Origin of the sequence: Pseudoalteromonas sp. SMS1 (assembly GCF_021530565.1) — a bacterium.
Lineage (GTDB): Bacteria > Pseudomonadota > Gammaproteobacteria > Enterobacterales > Alteromonadaceae > Pseudoalteromonas.
Genome location: NZ_JAKGBI010000007.1, coordinates 106,943 through 120,722, shown reverse-complemented (window position 1 = coordinate 120,722; position 13,780 = coordinate 106,943). Strand labels below are relative to the sequence as shown.

Annotated in this window: 14 protein-coding genes; 1 reads left to right on the top strand and 13 read right to left on the bottom strand. The window is 44.4% G+C overall.

Going from position 1 to position 13,780, the window contains the following annotated elements; translation table 11 throughout:
• Window positions 1-108: 108 nt before the first annotated feature.
• The 13 genes from lipA to leuS form a co-directional block, all read right to left on the bottom strand.
• Window positions 109-1,074, bottom strand: coding sequence for a lipoyl synthase (gene lipA / locus L1286_RS10560; RefSeq protein WP_235406941.1), 966 nt, complete (start codon window positions 1,072-1,074; stop codon window positions 109-111).
• The gene (lipB, locus tag L1286_RS10555; RefSeq protein WP_235406938.1) at window positions 1,071-1,724 is read right to left on the bottom strand and encodes a lipoyl(octanoyl) transferase LipB; all 654 of its coding nucleotides are present in this window, start codon (window positions 1,722-1,724) and stop codon (window positions 1,071-1,073) included. Before lipB ends, lipA begins: the two co-directional genes overlap by 4 nt.
• Window positions 1,725-1,740: 16 nt before the next feature.
• Window positions 1,741-2,019 (bottom strand): DUF493 family protein YbeD, encoded by a 279-nt coding sequence (gene ybeD / locus L1286_RS10550; RefSeq protein ID WP_235406937.1) that lies wholly within the window; start codon window positions 2,017-2,019, stop codon window positions 1,741-1,743.
• A gap of 162 nt (window positions 2,020-2,181) precedes the next feature.
• A complete protein-coding gene (locus L1286_RS10545) occupies window positions 2,182-3,345 on the bottom strand; it encodes a serine hydrolase (RefSeq protein ID WP_235407051.1) in 1,164 nt (387 codons plus the stop codon).
• 139 nt (window positions 3,346-3,484) lie between these two features.
• Window positions 3,485-4,243 (bottom strand): septal ring lytic transglycosylase RlpA family protein, encoded by a 759-nt coding sequence (locus L1286_RS10540; RefSeq protein ID WP_235406935.1) that lies wholly within the window; start codon window positions 4,241-4,243, stop codon window positions 3,485-3,487.
• Window positions 4,243-5,349 carry a rod shape-determining protein RodA gene (gene rodA / locus L1286_RS10535; protein ID WP_235406933.1) on the bottom strand — a complete coding sequence of 369 codons (1,107 nt, stop codon included), beginning with the start codon at window positions 5,347-5,349 and terminating at the stop codon, window positions 4,243-4,245. Before rodA ends, L1286_RS10540 begins: the two co-directional genes overlap by 1 nt.
• The gene (mrdA, locus tag L1286_RS10530) at window positions 5,346-7,217 is read right to left on the bottom strand and encodes a penicillin-binding protein 2 (protein ID WP_235406932.1); all 1,872 of its coding nucleotides are present in this window, start codon (window positions 7,215-7,217) and stop codon (window positions 5,346-5,348) included. The genes rodA and mrdA overlap by 4 nt, the downstream gene beginning before the upstream one ends.
• 7 nt (window positions 7,218-7,224) lie before the next feature.
• The gene (gene rlmH, locus L1286_RS10525; protein ID WP_063367576.1) at window positions 7,225-7,695 is read right to left on the bottom strand and encodes a 23S rRNA (pseudouridine(1915)-N(3))-methyltransferase RlmH; all 471 of its coding nucleotides are present in this window, start codon (window positions 7,693-7,695) and stop codon (window positions 7,225-7,227) included.
• A gap of 1 nt (window position 7,696) precedes the next feature.
• Complete coding sequence (gene rsfS / locus L1286_RS10520) at window positions 7,697-8,014, bottom strand: ribosome silencing factor (protein WP_235406930.1); 318 nt, start codon at window positions 8,012-8,014, stop codon at window positions 7,697-7,699.
• Between the two features lie 86 nt (window positions 8,015-8,100).
• Entirely contained in the window at window positions 8,101-8,730 is a 630-nt protein-coding gene (gene nadD, locus L1286_RS10515; protein ID WP_235406929.1) for a nicotinate-nucleotide adenylyltransferase, read from the bottom strand.
• Entirely contained in the window at window positions 8,727-9,794 is a 1,068-nt protein-coding gene (gene holA / locus L1286_RS10510) for a DNA polymerase III subunit delta (RefSeq protein WP_235406927.1), read from the bottom strand. Before holA ends, nadD begins: the two co-directional genes overlap by 4 nt.
• Window positions 9,794-10,294 (bottom strand): LPS-assembly lipoprotein LptE, encoded by a 501-nt coding sequence (locus tag L1286_RS10505; RefSeq protein ID WP_235407049.1) that lies wholly within the window; start codon window positions 10,292-10,294, stop codon window positions 9,794-9,796. The genes holA and L1286_RS10505 overlap by 1 nt, the downstream gene beginning before the upstream one ends.
• A gap of 62 nt (window positions 10,295-10,356) precedes the next feature.
• Window positions 10,357-12,945 carry a leucine--tRNA ligase gene (leuS, locus tag L1286_RS10500; RefSeq protein WP_235406925.1) on the bottom strand — a complete coding sequence of 863 codons (2,589 nt, stop codon included), beginning with the start codon at window positions 12,943-12,945 and terminating at the stop codon, window positions 10,357-10,359.
• 366 nt (window positions 12,946-13,311) lie between these two features.
• Between leuS and L1286_RS10495 the strand changes: the two genes are divergently transcribed.
• Complete coding sequence (locus L1286_RS10495) at window positions 13,312-13,770, top strand: zinc ribbon-containing protein (protein ID WP_235406924.1); 459 nt, start codon at window positions 13,312-13,314, stop codon at window positions 13,768-13,770.
• The last annotated feature ends 10 nt before the right edge of the window (window positions 13,771-13,780 follow it).

The following is a 13,780-nucleotide window of genomic DNA, read 5'->3' as shown; positions in this document are numbered from 1 at the left end:
AAACTTAATTCATACGTGGAAAGATGCGTTGAGTATAAAATTGACGGCCTAGAAACAAAAAAGCAAGCGATGGCCGCTTGCTTTTGTGATGTAAGTTGGCTGTGAAGTTTATTTCACTTCTTTGCCCGCAGCCTGTTGATCTGCATGATAGCTTGAGCGCACAAATGGTCCGCAGGCAGCGTGCGAGAACCCTATTTCATCGGCATACTCTTTTAACGCGTCGAACTCAACCGGTGGCACATAACGCTTTACCGGTAGGTGGTGCTTGGAAGGCGCAAGGTATTGACCCACTGTGAGCATATCAACATTATGCTCGCGTAAATCTCTGAGTACTTCTTCAATTTCTGAGATTTCCTCGCCCAAACCTACCATCAAACCAGATTTAGTTTTCACTTCTGGATGGGCTTCTTTGAAGCGGCGCAGTAATTCGAGTGACCATTTATAGTCAGCACCTGGACGTGCCAGTTTATAGAGTCTCGGTGCTGTTTCTAAGTTGTGGTTGAAGACATCCGGTGGTGTCTCAGTTAAGATCTCAAGCGCACGTTCCATACGACCACGGAAATCAGGGACTAGAATCTCTATGGTGATCCCTGGATTGTGCTTGCGGATCTCACGGATACAGTCAGCAAAGTGCTGTGCACCGCCGTCTCGTAAATCATCACGGTCAACTGAAGTAATAACAACATACTTGAGCTTCATGTCTTTGATGGTAAGTGCTAGCTTCTCTGGCTCTGCGGCATCAGGCTTTAGAGGTCGTCCGTGTGCAACGTCACAGAATGGACAGCGGCGAGTACAGATCGCGCCTAATATCATAAAAGTAGCAGTACCGTGGTTAAAGCACTCAGATAGGTTAGGGCATGACGCTTCTTCACATACGGAATGGAGGCCATGCTTTCTCATGGCGCTTTTAATCCCTTCAATTCGCTCGCTTGACTTTGGCAGACGAATTTTTAGCCACTCAGGCTTTCGTAGCATTTGTTCGCGTTCAGTTGGTAGGACTTTTACCGGGATCAATGCCATTTTTTCGGCATCACGCAGCTTTACACCCGGTTCCATTTTGACTGGCTTACTCATTCGTTCTCAAACCCTTCAGTGTGAACAACATGCTCAGCGTTTAGGCGCTTAAGCATATGTTTTATTAGCCCTTGACCCGCTTGTTCTAGCGAGGCAGGGCCATTGATTTCGCTCGTTTGTACCATTTCCATTCCGGCATAACCACATGGATTAATACGCAGAAATGGGCTTAGGTCCATATTCACGTTCAGTGCTAACCCATGAAATGAGCAGCCTCTTCTAACTCTTAGACCCAGTGAAGCAACTTTGCAATCATCGACGTAAACACCTGGTGCATCAGGTTTGGCATAGGCATTGATACTGTAATCTTGCAATGCATCGATGATGGTTTCTTCGAGCCAAGTGACTAGCTCGCGAACCCCTATTTTTAAGCGGCGCAAATTAAATAAAACGTACATCATTTGCTGTCCGGGTCCATGGTAGGTAACTTGACCACCCCGATCGACTTTGACCACGGGTATATCACCTGGTGCAAGCACATGTTCCGCTTTACCTGCTTGTCCTTGGGTAAATACCGGCTCATGCTCTACTAGCCAGATTTCATCGGCAGCTGAGTCATCACGTTGATCGGTGAAGGTTTGCATTTTTTGCCAGATAGGCTCATAGCTTTGCCGCCCCAAGTGGCGAATGATGACGCTTTGGTTGCTCATGGACTTCCTTCACTTATTACAGTACGTAACGTACAGCTTCAATACTGCCAAGTTCAGTGTAAATTTGCTCTATGTGCTCTTTCGAAGTCACAGTTGCAACTAAAGTGACCGACTCATAAGTGCCTTTACTGCTTGGTTTGACCTTAGGCGCGTAATCTCCCGGGGCAATTGTTTGCAGTTTAGCAAGAATTTGGTCCGTTAGGTCTACATTAGCTAGCCCCATTACTTTGAAAGTAAATGGGCATGGAAATTCTAAGTACTCATCAAACTTAGTGTTTTTTACAGGTTTTACCACGACGGTTTCCTCACTACAGATACTAAGCAATGATTGTGTAATGTGAATCGTTTTCACTTAGGCATCATTACCTTAATAATGGCGGCATTCTATCATTTTTGGAGCAAAAAAAAACGCCTCTAGAAGAGGCGTCATGTGTTTATATACTTACTCAGGTCAGGGTTATTGCATGATCTGTAAACGTAAGTAGTCGTATATGCGGCTAAAGAAACTGCCTTCTTCAATTTCTTCTAGCGTAACTAACGGGTATTGTGCAATATCTTCGCCTTCAAGTTGAAGGAATAAAGTACCCACTTTACTGCCTTTCGCTAATGGCGCCGTCAGTGTTTGATCAAGCTCGAAATGCGCTTTTAGATTTTTGCGCTGACCTCGAGGGATCGTGATTGGCGTATCTTGGGTAATGCCAAGAGAAACGGTTTTCTTGTTACCCATCCAGATCTGTTGGTCTGCAAAGCTGTCTCCGGCTTTATAAGGCGTAATCGTTTCAAAGAATCTAAAGCCGTAGTTTAGTAGCTTTTTACTCTCTACCTTTCTTGCGCGCTCACTGGCTGTGCCCATTACCACGGCTATCAGTCGCATATCGCCTTTTGTTGCTGACGTCACAAGGCTGTAGCCAGCTTCTGCGGTATGACCTGTTTTAATGCCGTCTACATCAAGGCTGGCATCCCATAATAGAGAATTACGGTTATATTGCTTAATACCATTGAATGTAAATGACTTTTGCTTGTATAGAGCATACTCTTCTGGCACATCTTTAATAAGGGCAGCGCCTAATGTTGCCATATCGCGTGGTGTTGTAAACTGCTCTGGTGCATCAAGACCATGACTGTTTACGAAGAAGCTATTGGTCATGCCTAACTTTTCGGCATGGGCATTCATGAGGTCTGCGAATGCACTTTCACTACCGGCTATGTGTTCGGCCATTGCAACACAGGCGTCATTACCTGACTGAATAATAATGCCATGATTCAGATCGTCTACACTGACTTTTTTACCAACCTCGATAAACATAACCGAAGAACCAGGGAAGTTTTTTGCCCACGCGTTCTCACTGATTGTAACCATATCTGTTGGCGCGATATTTCCAGCTGAAATTTCTGTACCAATTACATAGCTGGTCATCATTTTTGTTAAGCTAGCTGGAAGTAATTTGGTATCTGCTTCGCCCTCAGCAATGACTTTCCCGGTTGTGAAGTCCACAAGGAAATAGCCTTTTGCATTAATTTGAGGTGGAGACGGAATGATCTGTGCACTTGCTGAAAACAGTGACAAAGAACACACAACACCAAGGATTTTTTTTACAATTTTTGGTTTAAATACTGTCATCATGCTCGCTTTCTATTTGGTTCTGAACAGTGCTTTATTTTCGACTGAACAGCTGATTTACTTCTTGTCCAAAAGTATGTGTATTAAAGCCACTGTTACTGACTAGTCGGACAAGAACGAGTTAATCGTTTAGGTTATTTTAAAGTTCCTGCTCTGTGTAAAGCAAGAAAGCTTTATTAAATTCGCCTTCTTGTAAGGTTTTTAGCACTTTTTGCGCCTGCTGGTCATCTAAAATCGGTCCAAGTCGCAATTTGTAGAGATTATCTTCATAAGCGATAGGTGTACCGAGCGCAAACTTACCTGCCAACTTAGTGGCAAGTGCTTGAACATTACTTTCATTGCTTGCTGCGGCAACCTGAACATAGGTTAGACGAGGCGTTTTTCTATCTATGGTAATGGCCTCAATCTTAACCTGCGCTGTACCTTGTAAGTGATAGCCCAGTTTGTAGGCCGCAGCGTAGGACAAATCTATCACCCGGTCGTCATGAAACGGACCTCTGTCATTGACTCTCACAATCGCTGACTTGTTGTTTTCTAGATTTGTTACTTTGACAAAACTTGGTAATGGCAGCGTTTTATGCGCCGCTGTCATATCAAACATGTTGAAAGTTTCGCCATTGGAAGTGTAGTAACCATGAAATTTTCTGCCATACCAAGATGCAGTACCTTGCTGAACAAACCCTTTTTCATCCGACATCGGCTTGTAGCGTTTGCCAAGGACTGTGTAAGGGCGTCCTGCGCTGACACTTTTCGTTTCATTGGTTACTTTGGCATCGCGCATTTCCAGCGCCGTCGGCGCGCGCAAAGGCGCTTTGTCTTGTCGAGTATGATAGCGACTGCTACAAGCACTCAATACAATCAATATGCTTAGTATTGACAATAATTGTAAAGATTTCATTATTTTAATAACATTCTTTTATCTGTGGCAATCGCCATGATGATACCGAAGCCAGCCATCAGTGTAACCATAGACGTTCCACCGTAACTAACAAGTGGCAGCGGGACGCCCACCACCGGTAATAACCCTGAAACCATGCCTATATTAACAAAAATATAAACGAAAAAGGTCAATGTAAGTGCACCTGCAAGTAGTTTACTAAACGCCTCTTGTGCGTTCACGGCGATATACAGGCCACGGCCAATAATAAACAGATACACACTCAACAGCATCACTACTCCAAGAAGCCCAAACTCTTCACTTAGAACAGAAAAAATAAAGTCAGTATGCCGTTCAGGTAAAAACTCCAGCTGAGACTGTGTACCTTGCAGCCAGCCCTTACCTTCAATGCCGCCGGAGCCTATTGCTATTTTTGATTGAATGATGTGGTAACCGGCACCCAATGGGTCGCTCTCTGGGTCCAGTAAGGTCAATACACGCTGTTTTTGGTATTCATGCATGACAAAGTGCCACATGGCAAAGGCACCAGGTATCGCGAGCAGTATGCCAGAGCCAATTAACTTCCAACTTAGGCCAGACAAAAATAGGACAAAAACCCCTGAGCTGGCGATCAATAATGACGTACCAAGATCGGGTTGTTTTTGAATCAAGATGGTGGGGATCAGTACTATGGCAAAACCAATGATGAGGTGTAATATCTTCGGGGGCAATTGCTGTCGGCCAATATACCAAGCAACCATCATTGGTACTCCCAGTTTCATTATTTCAGAAGGTTGAAATCGCGTGATACCAATGTCTAGCCAGCGTTTTGCGCCATTGATGGTGACGCCAAAGAAAAAGACTCCGATCAACATGATTAAACCAATAAAATACAGTGGAATTACCAATCGTTTTAAAGTGTTCGGAGATATCTGCGCCATAATTACCAATGCGATAATAGCCCCAAGCATACGTGTTGCGTGGCGTGCCATCATATCCATATTTTGACCACTGGCACTATAAACAACTGCCAAACTGCCTATCATCATGACCAACAATGCGGTTAATAGGGGCAGATCAATATGAATGCGCTGCCAAAAGGAGCGTTGCTTTCTCAATTGATTCATTTACCCTCCGTGTCACTTGGGTAAGTTTCAAAATAGTAATCCATCAGTTTGCGGGCAATCGGTGCCGCGATCGCCGAACCGCCACCTTGGTTTTCAACAATGACGGTAACCACAATACGTGGATCATTAAAAGGCGCAAAACCGACATAAATACCGTTGTCTCGGTGTTTCTCTTTGAGGTTTTCGGCATCATATTTCTCACCTTGAGCGATGCTTACAATCTGCGCTGTACCGGTTTTTCCAGCAGGATCGTACGTTGCCCCTTTAAATGCTTTGTTTGCAGTGCCCGTCGTCTTTTTGACTGTATTGTGCATGGCATCTAGGGCAATTTGCCAATTATGAGGGTCTTTTAGTATCACTGGTGGCTTTTCTTCGGTGTACATCTGTTCTACATCACTGTTTTGTTTGGCGACTTGTACAAGGTGAGGGGGGCGATGAACGCCTTTATTAACCAAGATTGAAACTGCATTGGTAATTTGCATTGGCGTTGCAGTCCAGTAGCCCTGACCAATGCCCACAGAGATCGTATCACCGGGCCACCACGATTCGTTAAAGCGCTGCCTTTTCCATTCTGTTGTCGGCATAATTGCGGATGTCTCTTCGTGAATGTCTATGCCAGATAAGTCTCCAAATCCGAATTGACTCATAAAATTACTGATTTTAGTGATGCCCAGTCGATAAGCTGTTTCATAGAAGTAGGTATCACAAGACTCTTCGATAGCTTTGTACACATCTACATGGCCATGCCCCCAGCGCAGCCAGTCACGCCAGCGGTGATCTACATTAGGGATTTGGAAGAAGCCTGGATCCCAAATCTTGGTTTGTTCAGTAACGACGCCTTCTTCAAGGGCCAAAATCGCCAAATGAGGCTTAACGGTCGATGCTGGTGCATACCTACCTTGCGTGGCGCGATTAATGAGCGGTCTGTCAGGGTTTAGTAGCGCACGGTAATCTTTGCTGCTAATACCATGGACAAATAAATTGGGATCATAACTTGGGTTTGAATACAGCGCTAGAATCCCACCATCTTTTGGATCCATGACAACAATAGCACCGCGTACACCTTGTAAAACCTCTTGGGCTATTTTTTGTAGTCCAATGTCTAATGTAAGAACCAGATCTTGTCCTGGTTTAGGTGGTTCAACACTGAGTGAACGAATAATGCGTCCGCGGTTATTCACTTCAACCCGTTGAGAACCGACCTGCCCGTGCAGGCGCTCTTCATAGAACTTTTCGATCCCTAACTTGCCGAAGTCGTGCGTTGCTCGGTAGTTTTTATCCCGTCCTTGCGACTCCAGTTCGGTAAGCTCTTTTTTATTAAGTCGAGATACATAGCCAAGTGCATGAGTTAGCGCATCTCCATAAGGGTAATGGCGAGCCAACCTCGCTTCAACGCTGAAACCAGGGAAGCGGTGTTGGTTGACTGAAAATATAGCAACTTCTTGTTCATTGAGTCGCGCTTTTAATACTTGGCTTTTAAATCGTCTAGAACGGCGATTACTCTTTATGACGGCGGCTTTTTGTGCGTCAGTGATCTCGATGATGTCATCAATGAGGTCTAAGGACGCTTCAATATTGTCGACTTGTTCTGGGATCACTTCTAAATTGTATACAGGCCTATTTTCGGCGAGCAATACCCCATTTCTATCGTAAATGAGCCCTCTGTTGGGGGCTATGGGGATCACCTTGATGCGATTGTCATTAGAGCGGGTTTGGTAGGTATCGTGTTGCTCAACTTGAAGGCTATAGATGTTATTTAAAAGTATGCCGATTAGCAGTACAACAAAAACAAAGCCAACAAAAGCTCGACGCGCAAAAAGATTCGCCTCTGCGCTATGATCGCGGATCGTTGGCCTAGTTTTAAGCATATTACTATTATTCTCTGTGATAAGGGTGGTTGTTATTTAAGCTCCAGCCTCTGTAAAGACTTTCTGCAACGACAATTCTAACCAGCGGGTGTGGCAGAGTAAGGTTAGATAGAGACCACTTTTGTTCCGATGCAGCGATACACTCTGGTGCTAAACCTTCAGGGCCGCCTATCAGTAAACTGACATCACGTCCATCCAACTGCCATTTTTCCATATTGCTTGCTAGTTGATGGGTATCCCAAGGCTTACCTGTGACTTCCAGCGTGACAATGCGATTTCCTTTTGGAATAGCAGCTAAGGTTTTTTCACCCTCTTGTTGCAAAATACGCTTAATGTCGGCATTTTTACCGCGTTTACCTGCGGTGATCTCAATGAGCTCTAATGGCATATCTTTGGGAAAGCGGCGCTGATATTCTTTGAAGCCTGTTTCCACCCATGCAGGCATTTTAGTGCCAACTGCAATCAACTGGATTTTCACATTATCCCCAAAGCTTTTCTAAATCGTAAAAGTCACGAGTTTGGTCTTGCATAACATGTACGACAACATCACCCAAATCAACCAATACCCACTCACCAGCATCTTGTCCTTCGTGGCCAAGCGGGGTCTCACCTGCGTGACGCGCTTCTTTGGCTACATGATCTGCAATCGACTGGACATGGCGTTTTGAATTACCAGAACAAATTACTAAATAATCTGTTATTGAAGAGGTTTCACGTACGTCTAATTGGACGATATCGCGGGCTTTCATATCATCGACTTTATCAATGGCGAAGTCTAAAAGTTGTTTTGAATTCAAATCAGAATCTCTTTGCTACATTTACTTATAAATAAGGGCGTAATTCTAACACGCTTTTCTCTATATTTCCCAAGGTGATTTAGCGCTTACTTGGTGTACAATTCGTTTTTGTTTATATAGGTTAGGACATTGGTGCTCAACCAAGGTTCAACATTTTCCCCCGCTTTTATTGCCGCCCTGATGTCGCTGGATGCCGCTGAGAATGGTGTACCTGTTAGGAAGTAACACTTGCCAAAAGGATGTGCGTTCAGCGCTGAAGGAGTCAGTACTTCAGCGTTTTTTAAATATGTTTCCAGGGCAGGTGTCGGATTGTACTCATCGCCAGGACGGCGATATACCACGACATGGCAAAGCTGCGTAATTTTTTCCCATTGAAACCATTTATCAAGACTATTGAATGAATCCATCCCCATTAAAAAAGCGATAGGCTGTGTTGGAAATTCATCTCTGAGCTCTTGCAACGTAAGTACCGAGTAGGAGGGCTCTGTACGCCTTAATTCTCGATCATCGAGCGCAAACTTGGGGTTATCAGCTATCGCAGTATACAGCATGTCTAGACGATGTGCCGCGCTGATGCTAGGACCTTGCTTATGCACAGGTGTGGCATTGGGCAAAAAGCGCAATGTATCTAATGACAGTTCTTCAACACATTGCTTGGCCATATTTAAATGACCTTTGTGAATGGGATCAAAGGTGCCGCCAAATATAGCTATCATCGTTGGCTCATCCCATTTAGCGGATCATCAAAAGCGCCCTCGTAGGGCATTGGAAAAGGTACTGACTGGCAAAAACTCAAAGCGATATGTGCGAGGCTTTGATAAGGGGCTACCAGCAAATTGCGCTTATAGGCAGAGTCATATTGTGCAAGTAAGGCGATGATTTTCTCTAATTGGGCGATCGTCATGCGGTCCAGCGCTTGTTGTGTCACTTGCTGCTGGTTTTTCCATATATTGTGTTGCTTGAATTGTGCACCAATGGCTTGCCCAGCAACCAAAGCACGCTTGATACTTAGCAAGGTACTGGCTTGATTGTGGAGTGTCCAAGCCACGCTGGTGGGTTCGACATTATCAGTTGCTAGTTTATTGAGGATTTTAACAATGTAACCTGGGTTACCTTTTAACAGCCCATCATTTAAGTCAAAAATATCGAACTTGGCTTGGTTGAGCAATCCACTCATCAATTGTTGTTGATCTACCAAGCTGTCTTTATATAACAAAGATAGCTTTTCAAGTTCTTGTGATGTGGCCAGTAAATTGCCCTCAGTCGCAGCCAGCAGACTGCGTTTCGCATCATGCTTTAAATTTACTTTGAGTCGTTTACATGCTTCGTCTAGCCACTTTTCTAAGTGGTACCCTGTTAAAGGGTAGCAGGGGACAAACAGGCCATTTTTTTCTAACGCTTTGAACCAGGCCGCGCGCTGAATATCCTGACTCGCTTTGTTGCCTTTGACAACTAAGATAACATCGGGATTAATATGGTTGGCAATCTCTTTGAGGGTTGTCACGCCTTGCGTAGGGGGTTTTTGTTGATTTAAATCTAATTCTATCAAGGTTTTGGCGCTAAAAAGAGACATGCTATTATATTGTGCAGCCAATTCTTGCCAGTCAAATCCTGGTAAAATGGCAAACTTAATAACTTCATCAAATCCCTGCTTTTTAGCCGCTTGGCGCACGCTTAAAGCGCAGTTCCCTTCTTGGAAAGGCTCTTCACCGAGAATGAGGTAGAATGGTTGCAGGCCTTGTTTGAGTTGGCCTGCCAATTGATTTGCATAACAGCGCATTAGAGTTGTGATAGTTCTCGAATGATACGTTTAGTTGCAAGCTTGCGCATTTCACTCAAAATGATTTCAAGCTCTTTTGACTTTGCAAGCGAGTTGTTTGGGTCGTCTTGATAGTTACGATATAGCTCAAAGCTCTGCTCATAGGGGGCTTGGTTTGGCCTTGTCAATCGGTAAGAGACCACATAGGCCAGCTCATATTGAGCAACCTGTCCGTTAGAAAATAAGCTGAGCGTTTGTCTGCTAAGTGAATCTTTGTATAAGTGCAGCTCTGGGGCCGCGCTAGAGTGATTAATACTGTCACCCTCATTGACTTTAACCTGAGAACGCTGCAATTCGTATTTTAATTGTTCAAACAATGCGGACTTTTGGTCGTCACCGGTCAATTGGAGTGCTCGCAGATCTTCTGGTAGGTAAGAGGCCTGCTTTAGATGAAACCCACATCCAGTGACAAAGAAACAGACTAGCAACATTGCTAGCCCATTACGTAGATTACCCAGCATACGGATCGCAGACAAGCCACGAAGGCTTGCTGCTAATATTCCTCGCGGAGTAGAGGCGACCATTAGTTGGCTACCACGTTGAGTAGTTTGCCAGGCACGTAAATTACCTTACGGATTGTTTTACCATCCGTGAATTTAGTTACGTTTTCTTCGCCAAATGCCAGTGCTTCTACTTGCTCTTTTGTTGCGTCGGCAGCAACGGTTAATTTCGCACGTAATTTACCATTTACTTGCACAACAATGAGCTTCTCATCTTCAACAAGGGCATTTTGGTCAACGGTTGGCCAAGACGCATCTAGCACATCACCTTCATGACCAAGCTGACTCCACAACTCATGACACATATGCGGCGTGATTGGCGCAAGCATAACCACCATCGCATTTAATGCTTCGTTTGCTATCGCTATGTCTTGTGCCTCGTCTAGCGGCGCTTTTGAAAGTTTGTTTGACAGTTCCATAACGGCAGCAATAGCCGTGTTAAACGTTTGACGGCGTTCAACGTCATCGGTGACCTTTGCAATTGCCTTGTGAACTTCGCGACGAAGCGCTTTTTGATTGCTGCTTAATGCCGCTAAGTCGAGTTCTGCCGAGCCCGCATTTTTCACGTCTACCGCGTACTTCCAGATGCGACGCAAGAATCTTTGTGCGCCTTCTACACCTGAATCAGACCATTCAAGCGTTTGCTCTGGTGGTGCTGTGAACATCATAAATAAGCGAACGGTATCCGCACCATACTGCTTAATTACCGTTTGAGGATCGATGCCATTATTTTTTGACTTGGACATTTTACTCATACCGGCAGAGAAGACCGGTTCGCCATCGTCTTTGTGCCAAGCTTTAGTAATTCTGCCCTTGTCGTCTTTTTCAGTTTCTACATCGAGTGGTGAAATCCAAATATCACCGCCTTTCTCATCTTTACGGTAATACGTATCGGCTAATACCATACCTTGACACAGTAAGCGCTCAAATGGCTCGTCAGAATTCACCAAACCAAAATCACGCAATAGTTTGTGGAAGAATCGTGCGTAAAGTAAGTGCAGGATAGCGTGCTCGATACCACCGATATACTGGTTTACCGGCAGCCAGTAGTTTGCAGCGCCAGGCTCCAGCATTCCTTCATCATAACGCGGGCTGCAGTAGCGAGCGTAATACCAAGATGACTCCATAAAGGTGTCAAAGGTATCCGTTTCATGGAATACAGTTTCACCATTAACAGTTGCTTTTGCCCACTCAGGATCTGCTTTGATTGGTGAAGTAACACCATCCATTACAACATCTTCAGGTAAACGCACTGGCAGCATATCTGCTGTGGCCGCAAGCTCAGAACCATCTTCTTTGTTCAGCATAGGGATCGGAGAGCCCCAATAACGCTGACGACTTACACCCCAATCGCGAAGGCGGAAGTTAACGGTGCGTTTACCAGCACCGATACCTTCTAGTTTATCGGCAATCGCGTCGAAAGCGGCTTTGAACTCTAGTCCATCAAACTCACCAGAGTTGATTAGAACCCCTTTTTCGGTAAATGCTGCGCTGTCTAGATCGGCAACTTCCTCAGTGCCCTCAACAGGCGCGATTACTTGCTTAATCTCAAGGCCATAAGCTGAAGCAAACTCGTAGTCGCGTTGATCGTGTCCTGGAACTGCCATAACGGCACCCGAGCCATAATCCATCAGTACAAAGTTAGCGATCCAGATTGGTACTTCTTGGCCAGTTAATGGGTGGATAGCAGTAAAGCCTGTCGCTACCCCTTTTTTGTCCATCGTCGCTAGATCCGCTTCAGCTACTTTGGTGTTTTTACATTCTTCAACGAATGCTGCCGCCGCGCTGTTGTTTTGTGCGGCTTCTAGAGCTATCGGGTGGCCAGCTGCTACAGCAACATATGTGACACCCATAAAGGTATCAGGACGTGTTGTATAAACTGTAAAGCTTTCGCCATTGTCAGCTCGTTTAAAATCAATCTCTAAACCCTCTGAGCGGCCAATCCAGTTGCGCTGCATGGTTTTAACTTGCTCAGGCCAATGATCTAGCTTATCAAGGTCATCAAGTAGCTCTTGCGCGTAGTCAGTAATTTTAATGAACCACTGTGGAATTTCTTTTTGTTCTACTAATGCACCTGAACGCCAGCCTCGGCCATCGATAACCTGTTCGTTTGCAAGTACTGTTTGGTCAACAGGATCCCAGTTTACTGTAGACATTTTCTTGTAAACTAAGCCCTTTTCGTACAGCTTAGTGAAGAACCATTGTTCCCATTTGTAGTATTCTGGGTGGCAGGTTGCAATTTCACGATCCCAATCATAGCCAAAACCAAGTTGTTTTAACTGGTTACGCATATAATCGATATTTTCGTAAGTCCACTTTGCTGGTGCAGTGTTGTTTTTAATCGCAGCATTCTCTGCTGGCAAACCAAAAGCATCCCAGCCCATTGGCTGCATTACATTTTTGCCCTGCAAACGTTGGAAGCGTGATACAACGTCGCCGATAGTGTAGTTACGAACGTGACCCATATGGAGTCGACCACTTGGATATGGGAACATAGATAAGCAGTAGTATTTTTCTTTGTTTTCGTCTTCAACTACTTTAAATGTTTTATTTTCTTCCCAATAGGACTGAACCTTTGGTTCGATTTCTTGTGGGTTGTATTGCTCTTGCATTGACGTTTCCAGACTTCTTGCAAACTAATAATAAAAATTGGCCAATAGCATACCCGAAAACTTGTTGTGATCACAGTTTCGGATGGTCATTTTACGAGTAATTAGGAGATTTTTGGCAGAAAGTGAACTTTCTCAATGACCCGCATGCATTATATCGCCCAAATGCCGGTATTATGGCTCTTTCGAGTGACTGAACTATACTTTATATCAGAGTGAAGTGCTCAACACATGTGTCAATTGTAAACCGCGAATGTTTTGTGATGAGGTGATAGTTCGGTCTACCTAGGTGAATCACATTGAGAGCGCGCCAAATTCAACCCATCAAATCACAGTTAAGTGTCTGAATGTGATTGATAAGGAGGCGCAATGGCTGATTATAAACAGTGGCTTAGCGATTTTTCTAAATGGATGAAAGATATTAGAGAACATGAGTTAAAAAAGCTTGTGGAGAATTTCATTCAAGAAGAAGAAAAATGGCGAGAATTTGGCCAAAACAAACTCAGTGATTATCGCCATTATTTTAAACGCGACCTTGAGCATATCACCGAGCACCATGAACACTATGAAGGAGTTGCTTGGGAGGAATTTAAAGCAACTGTTTTATATGAACTGGCGTATCTTGAAGACCGCACTCAGCTCGAATGGCAGGCGCTCATGTCTGATTTTGAGCATGATGGGGTTTATAAACAGGGTGAATGGATAGCTTTGGGCCAATTAGTATGTAAGAATTGCGGCAATAAAGTTGATATATATCACGCCTTTGAAATCTCTGCTTGCAGTGAATGTGGACACGATAGCTTTATTCGTAAGGCGCTGACCCCCTAATAACTCGGTT

Bases quoted from the DNA above. Each gene is read 5' to 3' on its own strand.
- rodA (WP_235406933.1), bottom strand. From the start codon at position 5,349: ATGAATCAATTGAGAAAGCAACGCTCCTTTTGGCAGCGCATTCATATT.
- L1286_RS10495 (WP_235406924.1), top strand. From the start codon at position 13,312: ATGGCTGATTATAAACAGTGGCTTAGCGATTTTTCTAAATGGATGAAA.
- nadD (WP_235406929.1), bottom strand. From the start codon at position 8,730: ATGATAGCTATATTTGGCGGCACCTTTGATCCCATTCACAAAGGTCAT.
- L1286_RS10540 (WP_235406935.1), bottom strand. From the start codon at position 4,243: ATGAAATCTTTACAATTATTGTCAATACTAAGCATATTGATTGTATTG.
- lipA (WP_235406941.1), bottom strand. From the start codon at position 1,074: ATGAGTAAGCCAGTCAAAATGGAACCGGGTGTAAAGCTGCGTGATGCC.
- leuS (WP_235406925.1), bottom strand. From the start codon at position 12,945: ATGCAAGAGCAATACAACCCACAAGAAATCGAACCAAAGGTTCAGTCC.
- mrdA (WP_235406932.1), bottom strand. From the start codon at position 7,217: ATGCTTAAAACTAGGCCAACGATCCGCGATCATAGCGCAGAGGCGAAT.
- lipB (WP_235406938.1), bottom strand. From the start codon at position 1,724: ATGAGCAACCAAAGCGTCATCATTCGCCACTTGGGGCGGCAAAGCTAT.
- holA (WP_235406927.1), bottom strand. From the start codon at position 9,794: ATGCGCTGTTATGCAAATCAATTGGCAGGCCAACTCAAACAAGGCCTG.
- L1286_RS10545 (WP_235407051.1), bottom strand. From the start codon at position 3,345: ATGACAGTATTTAAACCAAAAATTGTAAAAAAAATCCTTGGTGTTGTG.
- L1286_RS10505 (WP_235407049.1), bottom strand. From the start codon at position 10,294: ATGCTGGGTAATCTACGTAATGGGCTAGCAATGTTGCTAGTCTGTTTC.